Source organism: Pseudomonas laurentiana, from assembly GCF_014648275.1.
GTDB classification, from domain to species: Bacteria; Pseudomonadota; Gammaproteobacteria; order Pseudomonadales; family Pseudomonadaceae; genus Aquipseudomonas; species Aquipseudomonas laurentiana.
This window is the reverse complement of record NZ_BMQU01000006.1, coordinates 188398-204810: the sequence shown is the minus strand read 5'-3', so window position 1 is coordinate 204810 and position 16413 is coordinate 188398. Positions and strand designations below refer to the sequence as shown.

10 protein-coding genes are annotated in these 16413 nt (G+C 60.3%); 2 read left to right on the top strand and 8 right to left on the bottom strand.

Annotated features, from left to right (window positions below):
• Positions 1–665 precede the first annotated feature (665 nt).
• Entirely contained in the window at positions 666–1112 is a 447-nt protein-coding gene (locus tag IE038_RS08705; RefSeq protein ID WP_189395473.1) for a GNAT family N-acetyltransferase, read from the bottom strand.
• Between the two features lie 249 nt (positions 1113–1361).
• On the opposite strand from IE038_RS08705, the gene IE038_RS08700 reads away from it, so the two are divergent.
• Positions 1362–2102 (top strand): substrate-binding periplasmic protein, encoded by a 741-nt coding sequence (locus IE038_RS08700; RefSeq protein WP_163933707.1) that lies wholly within the window; start codon positions 1362–1364, stop codon positions 2100–2102.
• On the opposite strand, the gene yccS is transcribed toward IE038_RS08700, so the two are convergent.
• From yccS to IE038_RS08670, 6 genes are all read right to left on the bottom strand, one after another.
• The gene (yccS, locus tag IE038_RS08695) at positions 2103–4283 is read right to left on the bottom strand and encodes a YccS family putative transporter (protein ID WP_163933710.1); all 2181 of its coding nucleotides are present in this window, start codon (positions 4281–4283) and stop codon (positions 2103–2105) included.
• Between the two features lie 118 nt (positions 4284–4401).
• The gene (locus IE038_RS08690; RefSeq protein ID WP_163933705.1) at positions 4402–5580 is read right to left on the bottom strand and encodes a BaiN/RdsA family NAD(P)/FAD-dependent oxidoreductase; all 1179 of its coding nucleotides are present in this window, start codon (positions 5578–5580) and stop codon (positions 4402–4404) included.
• Positions 5581–5645: 65 nt separating this feature from the next.
• Entirely contained in the window at positions 5646–6983 is a 1338-nt protein-coding gene (gene dbpA, locus IE038_RS08685; RefSeq protein WP_229775648.1) for an ATP-dependent RNA helicase DbpA, read from the bottom strand.
• 105 nt (positions 6984–7088) lie between these two features.
• On the bottom strand, positions 7089–8516 hold the full coding sequence (gene mdtD, locus IE038_RS08680) for a multidrug transporter subunit MdtD (RefSeq protein ID WP_163933699.1): 1428 nt from the start codon (positions 8514–8516) through the stop codon (positions 7089–7091).
• Between the two features lie 56 nt (positions 8517–8572).
• Positions 8573–9889, bottom strand: coding sequence for a TldD/PmbA family protein (locus IE038_RS08675; protein WP_189395476.1), 1317 nt, complete (start codon positions 9887–9889; stop codon positions 8573–8575).
• An 8-nt stretch (positions 9890–9897) separates the two neighbouring features.
• Positions 9898–11340, bottom strand: a complete 1443-nt coding sequence (locus IE038_RS08670; protein WP_163933694.1) for a TldD/PmbA family protein — start codon at positions 11338–11340, stop codon at positions 9898–9900.
• Between the two features lie 346 nt (positions 11341–11686).
• On the opposite strand from IE038_RS08670, the gene IE038_RS08665 reads away from it, so the two are divergent.
• Positions 11687–12130 carry a hypothetical protein gene (locus IE038_RS08665; protein ID WP_189395472.1) on the top strand — a complete coding sequence of 148 codons (444 nt, stop codon included), beginning with the start codon at positions 11687–11689 and terminating at the stop codon, positions 12128–12130.
• A gap of 181 nt (positions 12131–12311) precedes the next feature.
• On the opposite strand, the gene putA is transcribed toward IE038_RS08665, so the two are convergent.
• Positions 12312–16265, bottom strand: a complete 3954-nt coding sequence (gene putA / locus IE038_RS08660; protein ID WP_189395471.1) for a trifunctional transcriptional regulator/proline dehydrogenase/L-glutamate gamma-semialdehyde dehydrogenase — start codon at positions 16263–16265, stop codon at positions 12312–12314.
• Positions 16266–16413 lie beyond the last annotated feature (148 nt).

Sequence of the window (16413 nt, the reverse complement as noted above, 5' to 3'; positions counted from 1 at the left end):
AAAATCTCGAAACGAGCGCCGACGCTGCGCCAAAAAATCAAGGCGCAGGGCGGGCGAAGTGAGGCCTTTCGACAGGCAACACTGTGCCGTCGAGTAACCTCGCTAAGGTCGAAAAAATGGGAGAGGATTGACAGTCGCTTCGAAAAAGCAGACATTGCGGGTTCTGAGGACGCAAGTCTGCTTCGCTAAGCGCGGTCAGTCCTCTCGGGATTGATCGCGTTTTTCTACATTTTCAGGTCTCCTTTTCTCTCATTGGTCATGACTCTCATGACTGATCAGAATCTAAAGCAATCGGCTTGCTCTCTTTATTTCTAAACGGCCACTTCGTGATCGCTGGAGCAATTTGGATCAGGTCTGAAGCTCTCGCTTCAAACAGCTGATTTGGCTGAAAATCTTCAGTGCAAAGCGGAAAAGTTGGTCATAGATCTTATTCCAACATCCCTTCGAAATCTACAAAAAATCCAAAATGGCAACTTCCACCAAATTCCATTTCCATACTAAATTGTTCAAATTAATACTTAACACGTACGCTTAATTAACTATTAAGGTGTTCAAATATTAGTTTTAAAGTCCTCTCAATCTCTCTGCTGCTCAGATCCGCCCGCCGACCCTCTCAGCACTTCCAGCGCCCCATCAAATCACTTCCTCAAATCCCCCCATCTGCATCATTTTCCAATGAGCGGAGTAGGGCGCCCCGGCAGGAATTCCAGGCAAAAAAAAGCCCGCGAAGGCGGGCTTGATGGTGACCGACAGGGGCCATGGTTGAAGCCCGGCCGGTCATCTATTTGTGAAAGCGTGCAGCTTTTCTGTGAACCTACATCCATCAGCTCATGGCCCAGGCCTTTGCCGCGTGCGTGCGGTGCGATCAGCACCCGGCCGATCACCACGTCGCCGCCCTGTGACGTCGGGTCAAGCAGGCGCAGATACGCCACCAGCGTGTCATCCTGCCATGCCATCAAGTGGCAGGTGTCACTGGCCAGATCCTGGCCGTCGATGTCCAGATAGGGGCACTTCTGTTCAACGACAAAGACCTCCGCGCGCAGTTGAAGGATGGCGTGGAGCTGTTCCTTACCGAGATCCGAGTGGTGTTTGCAGAGCCATTCGATGGGCATGATACGCCTCGTACTGAGTTCAATGATTCATCTTCGCAGAGCGCTGCCCCCGCGACGAGGTTGAAGTTGCAGCCGATTGTGTCGTGTTGTGCGTTCGATCAAAAGATAGAGGCAAATAGCTATTATTTCCTCTGCCCGAGTTGTTCATCTTTGTGTAATCTGAATTGGCCTTCTAGAGTGTTGGCACCAAGTGCATTTTCGGGCAGTTGGACATTGGCGCGGGCAGGGTGCTCGCTAAGGGATTTGAGCATGTCTGTATTGCTTCGAGTCTTGATTTTGCTTGGAATGCTTTGCCCGATATCCCCCTCGATTGCAGCGGACAAGCTCAGGCTTGTGGCGGATGCCTGGCCACCGTTTACGGAGGCCAGCCTGGAGGGGGGTGGCCTGGCCACGGCGATTGTTACCGCAGCGCTCAAACGTGCAGGCTATGCCAGCGAGTTTGAGCAGGTGCCTTGGGCGCGGGCATTGATGGGCGTGGGAGAAGGCCGTTACGACATCCTGGTCAACGCCTGGTACAACGACTCACGTACGCGGATCGGGGCGTTTTCGGCGGGTTACCTGACCAATCGCATACGCTTGCTCAAGCGCAAGGATGAAGCGATTACCTTTGAGGCCCTGGCCGATTTGTATCCCTATCCGATCGCGGTTGTTCGCGACTATGCATACTCCCACAGCTTTGATAGCGATACCCGCTTGCAGAAAGTCCCGGTACGCAGTTTTTCCGTGGCGGTACGGATGTTGGCCGCAAGCCGGGTACGCTTGACGCTCGAAGACGAATACGTCGCCCGCTACTTCCTCACACAAGAGCCAGCGCATGTTCGTGACAGCGTTGAGTTCTTCGGCAAGCCGCTCAGCGAGAACAGCCTGCACATTCTGGTCAGCCTGAAAAACCCCCGTCACCAGCAGATCGTGGCGGCGTTCGATAAGGCCATCGTGGCAATGCAGGCTGATGGCAGTTATGCCCGTCTGCTCAAACAGTACGGCTTGTGATCAGGCCGCAGATTCCTTGATCAAATGCGCTGCCAAGGTGCGTAGCGGGCCCAATTGGCGACAGATCAAGGCCAATTGGGTTTGAACCAGACGTTGAGTTTCGTCGATCTCTTCTGGCATTTGTTCTAGCGCATTGGCCAAGGTTTCCTCGTCATCGCTGTGAATCGCCACGGGTAGCTTGGTTGACAGGCCGACGGCAATTTCATCGAGGCTGTCAGCCAGGCGTGCTCCGGCCCCTTCGACCAGTTCGGCACGTGCCTCTGCCGCCAGTGCGCTATCACGGTGGGCGCCGAGGCCCGAGAGGTAGCTGAGCAGGGTGTGGGACAGCACCAGGAATCGGAAGCCGACATCGGCTTCTTTCCGGAAGTGTCCCGGCTCCATCAGCATGTTGGCCAAGGTGGTCGACAGTGCTGCATCGGCGTTGTGGGCGTTACGGCGTGCCAGGCGGTAGGCCAGATCGTCGCGTTTGCCATTGGCGTACTGCTGGAGGATCTGGCGCAAGTAGATGCTATTGCAGCTCAGCGTGTTGGCCAGCACCTTGTTCAGCCGCCGACCCTGCCAGTCGGGCAGGAACAGGAACACCGCGAGAATGGCTATCAAGCTGCCAATCAACGTATCGGACAGACGAGGCAGGAACAGCCCGTAGCCGTCGCCGATCTGGTTGAAGCAGAACAGCACCATCAGGGTGATTGCTGCAGTCGCCAGGGTGTAGCGTGTGGTCCGGTAGACGAAGAACACGACGCCGGCGACGACGGCGAACATCGACTGGATCAACGGGTTGGGGAACAGGTCGAACAATGCCCAGCCGACGGTCAGACCGATACCTGTACCCATGATCCGCTGCACCAGTTTGCGTCTCGTGGCGCCATAGTTGGGCTGACAGACGAACAGCGTGGTGAGGATGATCCAGTAGCCTTGGGTGGGGTGGATCAGGTGCACCATGCCATAGCCGATGGACAGCGCCAGCGGCAGGCGTAACGCGTGACGAAACAGCAATGAGGTCGGTGTCAGTTGTTGACGCAGCCGATTCCAGACATCGGCCAGGCTGTGCGGCGAACGGTCGAGCAGGCTGGAGTCGCTATTGTCAGCCAGGTTGTCAGGGTTGCTGGCGTCGCAGAGCAGACGGTCGAGTGTGGCCAGGTTGGCTGCCAGGGCGCGAAGCGAGCGGAGCAAGCCGCGCCAGGCGGGGTTGTTTTGACCGCGCAGGTGCTCAAGTGAGGCGTGCAGGTCTTCCTGGGCCTGAGCAAAGCCGCTGTCGTAGGTAAACGGCTGACGCAGCTGAATCGACTCCGAAAGCTGTTGGCAAGCCACACCCTGCTGGCGCAACAGGCGTTGGCAGCGAAACAGCACATCGCTGTGGAAGAATGCCTCGGCCAAGGCGTTGTACGGGTAGTGCGACGAGCTGGCGCGTTCATGGATGTCCTGGGCGAGGAAATACAGCTTCAGGTAGCGGCTGACTTTCGAGCCGGGGCGGCCATTGCCGACCCTGTGCAGGATGATTTCCTTGGCGGCATTGAGCGCTGCCACCACCCGCCCATTCTGTTGTGCCAGCTCCAGGCGTCGAGCCTCGACATCCAGTTGGCGAACGGGCTCGAACAAGGTGGACTTGAGCTTGAGGTAGCGACTGAGCTCGCGAAACAGCCGGGCCAGGCTTTGTTGCACTGGCTGGTTGGAGAACAATGCCTGCCAGAGTACCGAGAGCAGGCCATACCAGGCCGCGCCCGCCACCAGCAATAAAGGTTCGTGCCAGAAGTCCGTGACTTCGCCGCCGCGCTGGTCAACACCGATCATGGTGTAGACCGAGAGGATCAGCGTCGCTGAAGCAATCGCACCGTAGCGTTCGCCCAGTGCGCCGAGCATGGTCAGGCCGAAGGCCGCCAATGCCATGGCGCAGACAAACACAATGGGATAAGGGAACAGCAGCTCTACCGACAGCGCGGCGACGGTAAAACAGACCAGGGTAACGGCGAGGGCATTGAGTCGGCCCTGCCAGCTGTCATCGGTTTCTGCCAGGGCGCTGGCAATAATACCGAGGAACAATGGAATCAGCAGGCCCATTTCGTCCCGGTACCAACACAGCGCCATGCTTCCGGTCAGGGCGATCGATACCCGGATGCTGTAGCTGAATTTGTCCAGAGCCCAGAGGCGACGCAGTGAGTGGCGCAACGATGAGGATGACATGGCGTGAGGCAGGCCTGCAGGGCAGTGATCGAAATTGAGCGGGTCGCGACGGCAAGCTGCCGCCACGCTGATATCCCAGCAAAATTTGTTCCGTGACGCGCCGATTCTACCGCGAAGGTCAGACGAATTGTGCAGCGGCGTAGGCTGAGGCCCACGCCCACTGGAAGTTGAATCCACCGAGGTGGCCACTGACGTCCAGCACTTCACCAATGAAATACAGGCCTGGGCTTTTCAGCGACTCCATGGTCTTGGAGGACACCTCGCGGGTGTCGACGCCGCCCAGCGTGACTTCGGCGGTGCGGTAGCCTTCGGTACCGGCGGGAACCAGTTGCCAGGCACCGAGTTTTTCTGCGACCTGAGCCAGTTCAGCTGGTGTGTACTGCTTCATTGGCTTGGACACGAACCAGTGCTCGGCCAGCAGGTTGGCCATTTTCTTGGTGAAGATCTCGCTGAGCAGGGTTTTCAGTTCGCTGTTAGGCCGCTCGGCCTGTTGCTGCTGCAGCCAGGCCAGCGCGTCGTGGTCCGGCAGCAGGTTGATTTCCAGCGTATCACCGGCTTCCCAGAACGAAGAAATCTGCAGGATCGCCGGGCCGCTGAGGCCGCGGTGGGTGAACAGCAGGTTTTCGCGAAAGCTGGTGCCGTTGCAGCTGGCGATACAGTCGACCGAGGTACCGGACAGCTCGGTGCACAGCGCCTTGAGCTGATCGGTGATGGTGAAGGGCACCAGGCCTGCGCGGGTTGGCAGCACACTATGGCCGAACTGGCGCGCTACCTGATAACCAAAGCCAGTCGCCCCCAGCGTCGGGATCGACAGGCCGCCGGTGGCGATCACCAGCGACTGGCACTGCAGTTTGCCTGCACTGGTTTCCAGCAAATAGCCGCTTTCGAGTTTTTCGATCTGATCGATGCGGGTGTTCATGTTCAGCTCGGCGCCTGCGGCGTCGCACTCGGCCAGGAGCATGTCGAGGATGTCGCTGGATTTATGGTCGCAGAACAACTGGCCGAGCTTTTTCTCGTGGTACGGCACACCATGCTTTCCGACCATCTCGATAAAATCCCACTGGGTATAACGGGCCAGTGCAGACTTGCAGAAGTGCGGGTTCTGCGAGAGAAAATTGCTCGGTTCGGTGTACATGTTGGTGAAATTGCAGCGGCCACCACCGGACATCAGGATTTTCTTGCCCGGTTTGTTGGCATGGTCGAGCAACACAACCTGACGGCCACGGTTGGCGGCGGTCAGGGCGCACATCAGGCCGGCGGCGCCTGCGCCAATGATGATGACTTCGGTGGAACGCACTGCAAAATCCTCGGGGTAGAAAGCTGAAACCCTGTTGCCAGTCGCCAGCATTGCTGGCGATTCGATCAGACGATCCGTACGCGCAACGAACGCCCTTTGATCTTGCCGCTGTTCAGCCGCTGCAACGCCTGCTTGGCGACCGCACGTTCTACGGCGACAAAGGCCTGGAAGTCGAAGATTGCGATCTTGCCGACTTGAGTGCCAGGCAGGCCGGCATCACCGGTCAGGGCCCCGAGAATGTCGCCCGGGCGCAGTTTGTCTTTGCGGCCAGCGGCGATGCACAGGGTGCTCATCACTGGCAGCAGCGGTGCGCCGCCCTGGTGCTTGAGGCTATCAAGCTGTTCCCAGCGCAGCGGAGCCTTTTGCAGGGCTTCGATCGCCTGGGCGCGATGACCCTCGGCCGGCGCGACCAGGCTGACAGCCAGGCCTTTCTCACCTGCGCGCCCGGTACGACCGACGCGGTGCACGTGAATCTCGGCATCACGGGCCAGTTCGACGTTGATGACCATGTCCAGGGCGTCGATGTCCAGGCCGCGTGCGGCGACGTCGGTGGCGACCAGAACCGAACTGCTGCGGTTGGCGAACAGGGTCAGGACCTGATCGCGGTCGCGCTGTTCCAGGTCACCGTGCAGGGCCGCGGCGACGATGCCTTTGGCTTGCAGGTGTTCGACCACCTCCTGGCACTGCTGTTTGGTGAAGCAGAACGCCACGCAGGACTGGGGGCGGAAGTGCCCGAGTACACGGGTTACGGCTTCCAGGCGCTGCTCAGGATCAATTTCGTAGAAGCGTTGTTCGATCTGGTTGTCGGCGTGCAGGGCTTCAACCTTGACCTGCTGCGGGTCACGCATGAAGGCGGCCGACAGCTGCTTGATGCCCGCCGGGTACGTTGCCGAGAACAGCAGGGTCTGACGGCGCTTTGGCGTTTGTCCGATGATGTCGGCGATGGCGTCGTAGAAGCCCATGTCGAGCATCCGGTCCGCTTCATCGAGTACCAGGGTGTTGAGCCCGTCGAGTACCAGGGTGCCTTTGCTCAGGTGCTGCTGAATCCGTCCTGGGGTACCGACAATAATGTGCGCGCCGTGCTCCAGCGAAGCGATCTGTGGGCCGAGCGAAACCCCACCGCAGAGGGTCAGGATCTTGATGTTGTCTTCGGCGCGGGCCAGCCGACGCAGTTCCTTGGCGACCTGGTCGGCCAGTTCACGGGTTGGGCACAGCACCAGCGCCTGGCAGCCGAAGTAGCGCGGGTTGATCGGGTTGAGCAGGCCGATACCGAAAGCGGCGGTCTTGCCGCTGCCAGTCTTGGCCTGGGCAATCAGGTCCAGGCCTTTGAGAATCACCGGCAGGCTTTGTGCCTGAATCGGGGTCATCTGGGCGTAGCCGAGGGCGTCCAGGTTGGCCAGCATGGCGCTGGACAACGGCAGGGTATTGAAGGCGGTGGCAATGGTGGTCACGAGGCGGGCCTGCAAAACAAAATGTCGCGCAGTGTACCAGCCTCGTGGCCATTCGCCCTAAGGCTCGATCTCTGGTTCCAGACGACGGGCACGCCTTCCGTCCGTCTTCGACAACTGCACGAAGATCGCCGCGGCCAACATGGCCATCAGGCCGATGGTCAGGAACGTCAACTGGAACGCCCCCAAGGTACTGCTCACTCCTTCGGCACTGCCTGCCGCGGTGAACCCGCCCAGCAGCGCTCCTGCGCAGGCAACGCCCAGACTCAACGAGAGTTGTGCCACTACGGACAGCAAGCTGTTGCCGCTGCTGGCGCTGGCATCATCGAGGTCGATCAGGGTTACGGTATTCATTGCGGTGAACTGCAGCGAGTTAACTGCCCCGAGCAATGCCAGTTGGACCAGCAGCAAGGCATAGGGGGTCTGCTCATCGACCAGCCCCATACTGGCCAGCAGCAAGCCGAGTAGCAGGGTATTGCCGGTGAGGATGGCACGGTAGCCGAGGCGCTCAATCAGTGGTTGGGCCACCGATTTGGCCAGCATCGCCGCTGCTGCCAGCGGAATCATGCTCATACCGGCTTCTGCAGGCGAGTAACCCAGTGCAACCTGCAGCAGCAGTGGCACCAGAAACGGCAAGGCGCCGCTGCCCAGGCGGGCGAACAGGTTGCCAAGAATACCGACCGAAAAGGTACGCGTGCGAAACAACAGGGGCGAGAACAGCGGGTTATCGGTACTGCCAGCGCGCAGCCAATAGGCCGCCAGGCAGGCCATGCCGGCGAACAGCAGCAGCATCACCCGCAGATGGGGCAGGTGCAGCTCGCCCAAGCCTTCCATGGCAATGGTGATCAGCACCATTGCCGCACCGAACAGCAGGAAACCCATGCCGTCGAAGCGTGTGCGCTCAGTGCCGCGCAAGTCGGGGATGAACTTCCACACGGCGTAGCAGCCCACTACACCGACCGGCAGGTTGAGCAGGAAGATCCAGTGCCAGCTGAGTATCTCTACGAGCCAGCCGCCCAGCGTTGGCCCCAGCAGCGGGCCGAGCAGGCCGGGAATAGTGATGAAGCTCATGATCCGCACCAGCTCGGAACGTGGGTAGGCGCGCAGTACCACGAGGCGCCCAACCGGCAGCATCAGTGCACCGCCCAGGCCCTGGATCACCCGTGCGGCGACCAGCATCCCAAGGCTGTCGGCCAGGGCGCAAAGCAGCGAGCCGATGCTGAACAGCAAAATGGCGCCAAAGAAAATCCGCTTGGTGCCGAAGCGGTCGGCAATCCAGCCCGATGCAGGAATCAGCAGGGCCACGGTGAGCATGTAGGCAATGATGACGGACTGCATGCGCAGCGGGTCTTCGGCCAGGTCAAGGGCCATGGCGGGCAGGGCGGTGTTGAGGATGGTGCCGTCGAGTGACTGCATGAAGAAGGCGATGGCCACCACCCAGGGGATCCAGCGGGCGGTGACACTGTCTAGTGGCGCGCGATCAGGCATAAGGCCTCTCTTGGGGCTGGGGCCTTATCGCCGGTATTACCGGCGATAAGTGGCTATCACAGGGTCAGTGTCAGGCATTTGACCAATGCACCCGGCAGGTGTGTTGAGCGGGTCTGGCGCTGATCGTAGGTGCTGGTGGAGAGGATCAGCTCGCGGTCGCGGGTCAGTGCTTCCAGCTGTGTACCGAGCAGGCTGTAGGCGCTGTCGTCGAAGCGCATGGTGCTGACCGGCGCCTGGATTTTCCCGTCTTCAACCCAGAAGGTGGCGAAGCGGGTCAGGCCGGTCATGCGCGCCGCTGGCAGGTCCGAGTAGTTCAGGTACCAAAGGTTACTGATGTACAGGCCCGTGCCCAGTTGGGCAAGGACTGCATCTGCCGCCAGCTCACCGGCAGCCAGGCTCAGTGCGCAGGGTGACTCATCGCTGTCGGCGCCATTGGCTTGCAGCTCGAATTCGGCAGCACTGCGGGCGCAGACCAGTCGTTGCTGGGCCTTGCCTTGTGCGATCAACGTGAGGTCGCTGCGCGGGTAGCCTTCCTCGGAAAATGCCGGGCTGAGTGAACCGCTGACGTGCTCAGCGATGCCGAGCAGTGGGCTCAGTTGTACATCGCCGGCATAAAGGCGCTGCAGTGGGCTGTCCTTGTTGGCGATGGCCTGGGCAGAGAAACCACCCCAGCAGAGCATGCCGATGATTTCGTCCAGCGCTGCGGGGGCCAGATAAGCACGGTACTGGCCGGGTGCGAGGACCTTCAGAGGGCGGTCCAGGTAGTCCAGTTGCGCGCGGGCTTGTTGCAGGCGCAGGGCAAATGCTGTGGGGTCCCAGTGTTGACCCGCATAGTTCGCTTTGACCGCCTGCCCGTTGGCATGGAACAGGCTCCAGTCGAAGTTGAAGCTATTGGCCTGATGCCAGCCAAAGGCGCCGAATGAGCTGGCGAAGCCTCGGCAGATCGGGCCAGCGGCGTAGATCCCGACCAGATCCAGCCCCGTGGCACCTTCGGCAATCTGGGCGAGCACGTCAGCGGTGTCTGGCAGGCGAGTGTCCTGCACATTGTGGCTATGCCAGACGGCTTTGTTGAGTTGCAGGTAGGGATCGACCGGGATCAGTGGCAAGGTCTGGCGCAGTTGCGCCAAGGCCTGATGCAAGCGTTGGAGGTCAACATCGCTGTCCCCGCTGAGGGTGAGCTGAAAGTCCGCCTGGCGTCCGCTGTCGATCAGCTTGAGGCTGGCGCTGGCCTGCGCGACCTCGCCGGCCTGGCGGACCTGAGCGTGATTGAAACGAATGAACTGGGATTGCTCGGCGCTGTAGCTCAGGGTGAAGTGTTCGGTGGCGAGCACGGCATCACGCAGGCTGTTCACCAGGCATTGGAAATGTTCCAGGTAGGCCATCAGGCATCTCCTCCGAATACGTCGATCTGGCTGAACACGCAGGCCGGCGAGGCATGCCCTACCCGAATCACCTGATTGGGTTCGCCCTTGCCGCAGTTAGGTGTGCCGAGTACCTGGAAGGTGCTGGCATCGCCCACGGCGCTGAGGTTGCGCCAGAATTGTGCCGAAACACCGCGATAGTTTGGATTTTTGACCACGCCCCTGAGCTCGCCGTTTTCGATCAACTGCCCCCACTCGCAGCCAAACTGGAACTTGTTGCGTGCATCGTCGATGGACCACGAACGGTTGGTTTTCATCAAGATGCCGTGTTCGATGCCGCTGATCAGTTGCGCCAGGTTCTGTTCGCCCGGTTCGATATTGAGGTTGGCCATGCGGTCGATCGGTGCACGGTTCCAGCCACAGGCGCGGCTGTTCGCAACGCCGTCCAGGCCTGAGCGGAATTGCGACAATGCACTGCCCAAGGGGCGCAGCAGCAAGCCATCACGGATCAGGAACGTCTTGTGTGCCGGCGTGCCATCATCGTCATGGGCATAGCTGGCCAATTGTTCCGGGATATCAGGATCGAAGGTGACATTCAGCAGCGTGGAACCGTACTGTAAATGGCCGAAGTCGCTGGCTTTGACGAAGCTGGTACCCGCGTAGTTGCGCTCGTCACCGAGGATGCGGTCCATCTCAAGTGGATGGCCGATGGACTCGTGGATCTGCAGCATCATTTGATCCGGCATCAACAGCAGGTCGCGCACGCCGCTCGGCGTATTGGGTGCCAGCAGCAGTTGCAGCGCCTGGTCGGCGACCGAGGCGCCGGCACCGATCAGTCCACAACGCTCGATTACATCGAACCCGCCCTGCTGGCCGAAGTTTTCCCGGCCCAGGCTGCGGCTCTGGCTGTCCTGGCCGTCAAAGGCGGTGACGCCAAAGCCGGGATAGACGAAGCGTTGGGCCTGGCGCAACTGCGCGCCTGCGTTGTTCAGGTAAATCTGCTCGACAGTGGTGATCCCCAGGCTGGCCTGCCAATTCACCAGGCGCGGGTCTGCCGGAACGCTGGCTGATTCACTGGCCAGCAGTGCATAGCAGTCGCCCAGGCTGGGAAACGGTTGCTCAAGGTTGGGGGAACAGTAATCGGCTTGAACGGTGGTCACGGGCTGCTGGCTCACGTTGAGCAGGGCGTGACCGTTGATGTTGCGTGCCAGTGCTTCAGCCTGTTCCAGTGCGCGCTGCAGGCCCGTCTGGGACAGGTCGGCAGTTGCTGCATAGGCTTCCACGCCGTTGAGGCGCACCGTCAGCATTGCGCCTTCGTCACGACCCAGGCTAGGTGGCTCGGCGACGTTCTTGCGTACCGACAGGTGTTGCCGGGACTCCTGCACATAGCGCAGCGAGAAAAATTCGGCGGTGCTGCGCAAGGCCGCGAAGCGCTGGCGCAGCAGTGCGGTGATATCGAACATGGGTGAACCTCCGTGCGCACGGTGGCTCCCCCTCAGAACCACTCGTCATGCCTGCTCAGGCAAGTGTGGTCACGGGCCTTGAGCAGTGCGAGCTCATTATGGCAGCCCGCTACTTTACGGGTGAGGAAAAAGCGCGCTGCACAGCGCGTGTCCCTTTTTTGGGGTTTGGGATGCGTCCTACTCGCTACTGGGACGCGGACTACATCAAACGAATTGTTTGATCTGGCTCTATGGCGAACCAACACGCCTCTAAGGTCACCACCGTGCAGATCGAAATACGCCGCACTTCAACTTACGCCAACGAGTCACACCTGGCCAACGTGGGCAGAAGAAAGGGAGGGGGCGAATGAATACAACACGTAGTGACTGTAAAACGACAGTGTGGTTTCTGTGGGGGTGGTTTGACGTTCTTTGTATCGCGTTATACGTCACGAAAAATCTTCGGCACGACAAAATACCCTACCTGGCAGCGTGGGAAATGACATTGACTTATTGGGGGATGCTCGATCCTGTCCAAGGGCTAAAGGTCGTGCTGAGTTGGGTGTTGCAGGTGTCATTATTTGTTAGCTGTTTTTTATTTTTTGCCCAGCGAGAGGCGGCGCGGTGGGTGGGCTACGCGCAGATTCCCTTGAGGATTTTTTTCATTACGCCGTCAGTGTCGATTTTGGTACTGGGTGCGCAATTCTTTCCGGGGTATAGCACGGTGTTAATGACGGTATTGGTTATGGTGTCTGAATTAATGAAGTTCTGGAGTCTTCGCAAGTTTGGTGCGCGCGCAGTAGCGTGCTGATAACGCCAGCTATGCAGAACACTGCGTTTTTTTGGGATGCAGGCTTGCCTGCGATGGGTTCGGTGGTAGTGAGTGTCACTGTCTTTGGCTTAAAAAAACAAACCCCCGCTAAAGAGCGGGGGTTTGTCAGCAGTCTGAGGCGCGCGAGCGCGCCTCTTCTGCTTGTTTGGGCGCGTATTGCTTAGCCGATTGTCATCAGGCTCGCGTTACCACCCGCTGCAGCGGTGTTGACGCTCAGTGCACGCTCGATCACCAGACGCTCCAGGGCAATCGTGGTTTCGCCCGAGGACAGGCCCTGGACGCCGACGATGGCACCAGCACGCTTGGCCACCTGCTCGCAAACGCTGCGCAGTTGGTCGGAGTCGCCATGGTGCAGAACGGCGTCGAACACGACGTCGTCCTTGTTCCACTCGGCCACCAGCTTGATTTGAGCTTGTACATCTTTCGGCAGGCGAGTGCGCAGGGTTTTGCTCAGCGCATTGTCTTGCCATACCGCCGAGCTCCCTACTGCCAGTACCGCTGCCAGTTGTGTCAGCAGGTCAGCTTCGCCTTCGGCCAGGCACAGTACATGCTCGCGTGGCAGGATGGTGTAGCTGTTGCGCTCGCCGGTTGGGCCGGTGAGGACGCGGGTGATGCCGCTTTGCGACTGCTCGGCAAACTGCTCGCAGAGTGCACCCAGCTCAACCATCTGATTGCTGCCGGCCCAGGCTTTCAGGGCTTGCAGCGGCTTGGTCAGGTTGTCACGCATCTGGGTATCCGGCGTGTTTTCGCCGTCGGTACGCTTGAACGATTGTTCGATGGCGTTGGCCGGACGGGTCGACAGCAGGCGGTACAGGTACAGTGGGCCACCGGCTTTCGGGCCGGTGCCCGACAGGCCTTCACCACCGAACGGTTGAACGCCGACTACAGCACCGACGATGTTGCGGTTGACGTAGACGTTACCGGCATTGACGCTGCCGACGACCTTGGCGATGGTTTCATCGATACGGGTATGGACGCCCAGGGTCAGGCCGTAGCCAGAAGCGTTGATCTGATCGATCAGTTGGTCCATTTCCTTGCGCTTGTAGCGCACGACGTGCAATACCGGGCCGAAGATTTCGCGTTGCAGCTCATCGAAGCTTTCCAGCTCGATCAGTGTCGGCATGACGAAGGTGCCGCGCTTGCATTCTTCGGCATCGGCGATCGCCACTTGATAGACCGAGCGGCCTTTCTCGCGCATACCCTGAATGTGCTTCTCGATACCGGCCTTGGCTTCGGCGTCGATCACCGGGCCAATGTCCACGGACAGGCGCTCCGGGTTGCCCATGCGGTACTCCGCCATGGCGCCCTTGAGCATTTCGATCACGCGGTCGGCCGAGTCTTCCTGCAGGCACAACACGCGCAGTGCCGAGCAGCGTTGACCGGCGCTGTCGAAGGCCGAGGTCACTACGTCCATGACCACTTGTTCGGTCAGTGCCGAGGAGTCGACGATCATGGCGTTCTGGCCGCCGGTTTCGGCGATCAGCGGGATCGGACGGCCCTGGTTGTCGAGGCGGCCGGCGATGTTGCGTTGCAACAGGCGAGCGACTTCGGTGGAGCCGGTGAACATGACACCCTTGACGCGTTCGTCACCGACCAGGCGTGCGCCGACGCTTTCGCCGCGGCCTGGCAGCAGTTGCAGCACGCCTTCCGGAATGCCGGCCTCGATCAGCAGGCGTACAGCTTGCGCGGCGACCAGCGGGGTTTGCTCGGCAGGCTTGGCCAGTACCGGGTTGCCTGCAGCGAGTGCAGCTGCAACCTGGCCACTGAAGATGGCCAGAGGGAAGTTCCACGGGCTGATGCAGACCACTGGGCCCAGTGGGCGGTGGGCGTCATTGCTGAAGTCGTTGCGTGCCTGTACCGCGTAGTAGCGCAGGAAGTCTACGGCTTCACGCACTTCGGCGATGGCGTTGGCGAAGGTCTTGCCGGCTTCACGCGCCAGCAGGCCCATCAGCGGCTGGATATCGGCTTCCATCAGGTCGGCGGCGCGTTCCAGAATGGCGGCGCGCTCTGCTGGCGGCGTGGCCTGCCAGATCGGCCCTGCATTCAATGCACACTGAATGGCGTTGTCGACGTCTTCGATGTTGGCTTCCTGAACGTGACCGACCAGATCGCGATGATCGGCAGGGTTCAGTACTGGCTGCGGAATACCCGCGCTGGCGGTGCAACCGAGCATCGGTGCGGCCACCCAGTTGTTGTGGGCACTGCTGAGCAGGGCGCAGGACAGCGAAGCCAGGCGGTGTTCGTTGGCCATGTCGATGCCGGCGGAGTTCGCCCGCTCGCTGCCATAGAGTTCACGCGGCAATGGAATGCGTGGGTGCGGCAAGCCAGCGCTGCCTTCCTGGGTGGCCATGCGCTCGATGGTTGCAACCGGGTCGGCTACCAGTTCCTGAATGGAAATGGAGTGGTCGGCAATACGGTTGACGAACGAGGTGTTCGCGCCGTTTTCCAGCAGGCGGCGAACCAGGTAGGCCAGCAGGGTTTCGTGGGTACCGACCGGGGCATACACGCGGCATGGACGGTTCAGCTTGCCATCGGCAACCTTGCCTACGACTTGTTCGTACAGCGGCTCACCCATGCCGTGCAGGCACTGGAACTCGTACTGGCCCGGGTAGTAGTTCTGCCCGGCGATCTGATAGATGGCCGACAGGGTGTGAGCGTTGTGCGTGGCGAACTGCGGGTAGATGGCTTCCGGTACCGACAGCAGCTTGCGTGCGCACGCGATATAGGAAACGTCGGTGTACACCTTGCGGGTGTAGACCGGGTAGCCTTCCAGGCCTTCGACCTGGGCGCGCTTGATCTCGCTGTCCCAGTACGCGCCTTTCACCAGACGGATCATCAGGCGGTGACGGCTGCGGCGGGCCAGATCGATCACGTAGTCGATGACATGCGGGCAGCGCTTCTGATAAGCCTGGATAACGAAACCGATGCCGTTCCAGCCGGCCAGTTGTGGCTCGAAGCACAGGCGCTCGAGCAGGTCCAGCGACAGCTCCAGGCGATCGGCCTCCTCGGCGTCGATGTTCAGACCGATGTCGTATTGCTTGGCCAGCAGGGTCAGCGAGAGCAGGCGTGGGTACAGCTCGTTCATCACGCGCTCGTACTGGGCGCGGCTGTAGCGCGGGTGCAGGGCCGAGAGCTTGATCGAGATGCCCGGACCTTCATAGATGCCGCGGCCGTGAGATGCCTTGCCGATCGAGTGAATTGCCTGCTCATAAGAGGCCAGGTATTTCTGTGCATCGTGCTCGGTCAGTGCGGCTTCGCCGAGCATGTCGTAGGAGTAGCGGAAACCTTTGGCTTCAAAGCGAGTGGCGTTGGCCAGGGCTTCGGCAATGGTTTCGCCGGTGACGAACTGCTCGCCCATCAGGCGCATGGCCATGTCGACGCCCTTGCGGATCATCGGTTCGCCGCTCTTGCCGATGATGCGGCTAAGCGAAGCAGTGAGGCCGGATTCGTTGTGGGTCGAAACCAGTTTGCCGGTCAGCAGCAGGCCCCATGTGGCCGCGTTGACGAACAGTGACGGGCTGTTGCCCAAGTGCGGCTGCCAGTTACCGGTGCTGATCTTGTCGCGGATCAGGGCGTCACGGGTGCCTTTGTCCGGGATGCGCAACAGTGCTTCGGCCAGGCACATCAGTGCTACGCCTTCCTGGGACGACAGGGAGAATTCCTGCAGCAGGCCCTGAACGACACCGGCGCGACCGCTGGCGCTCTTCTGGTTACGCAGCTTCTCGGCGATACCGGCGGCCAGTTTGTTGGCGGCATCGGCCATGGTTGCTGGCAGGCGAGCCTGCTCCAGCAGCATGGGCACGACTTCCTGCTCTGGACGGCGATAGGCAGATGTAATGGCCGAGCGCAGAACGGACTGAGGCAGGATGCTCTCAGCGAACTCAAGGAAGCACTGGTGAGCATGGTCAGGTTGCACCTCACCGGCTTCATCAGCGTGATTATGGGCCTGTCCGTCGAGTTCGGTCAGGGTGGCGCCACCCTCGAGCCTTTCCAGGTAATTGAAAATTGCCTGTTTGATCAACCAGTGCGGCGTGCGGTCGATTGACTGCGCAGCGGCTTTGAGTCGTTCACGGGTCGGGTCGTCGAGTTTGACCCCTAGGGTGGTCGTCGCCATTTCTTATCCTCATTATCGCCACGTGATGTGGCACTAACCGGCGCAAAGATTAGCTGTGGCTGGGGCAGGGTGCAACCTGGTGCAACCCAAATTTCGTACAAAAAAAGTGCAGCTCGTCCGACAGCTTGGGGTGCTCAGCCGTTTTGGC

Coding starts and splice junctions, on each gene's coding strand:
- IE038_RS08670 (WP_163933694.1), bottom strand. CDS start 11,340: ATGTTCGATATCACCGCACTGCTGCGCCAGCGCTTCGCGGCCTTGCGC.
- yccS (WP_163933710.1), bottom strand. CDS start 4,283: ATGTCATCCTCATCGTTGCGCCACTCACTGCGTCGCCTCTGGGCTCTG.
- mdtD (WP_163933699.1), bottom strand. CDS start 8,516: ATGCCTGATCGCGCGCCACTAGACAGTGTCACCGCCCGCTGGATCCCC.
- dbpA (WP_229775648.1), bottom strand. CDS start 6,983: ATGCTGGCCAACCTGGACGCCCTCGGCTACGCCCAGATGACCCCGATT.
- putA (WP_189395471.1), bottom strand. CDS start 16,265: ATGGCGACGACCACCCTAGGGGTCAAACTCGACGACCCGACCCGTGAA.
- IE038_RS08705 (WP_189395473.1), bottom strand. CDS start 1,112: ATGCCCATCGAATGGCTCTGCAAACACCACTCGGATCTCGGTAAGGAA.
- IE038_RS08700 (WP_163933707.1), top strand. CDS start 1,362: ATGTCTGTATTGCTTCGAGTCTTGATTTTGCTTGGAATGCTTTGCCCG.
- IE038_RS08665 (WP_189395472.1), top strand. CDS start 11,687: ATGAATACAACACGTAGTGACTGTAAAACGACAGTGTGGTTTCTGTGG.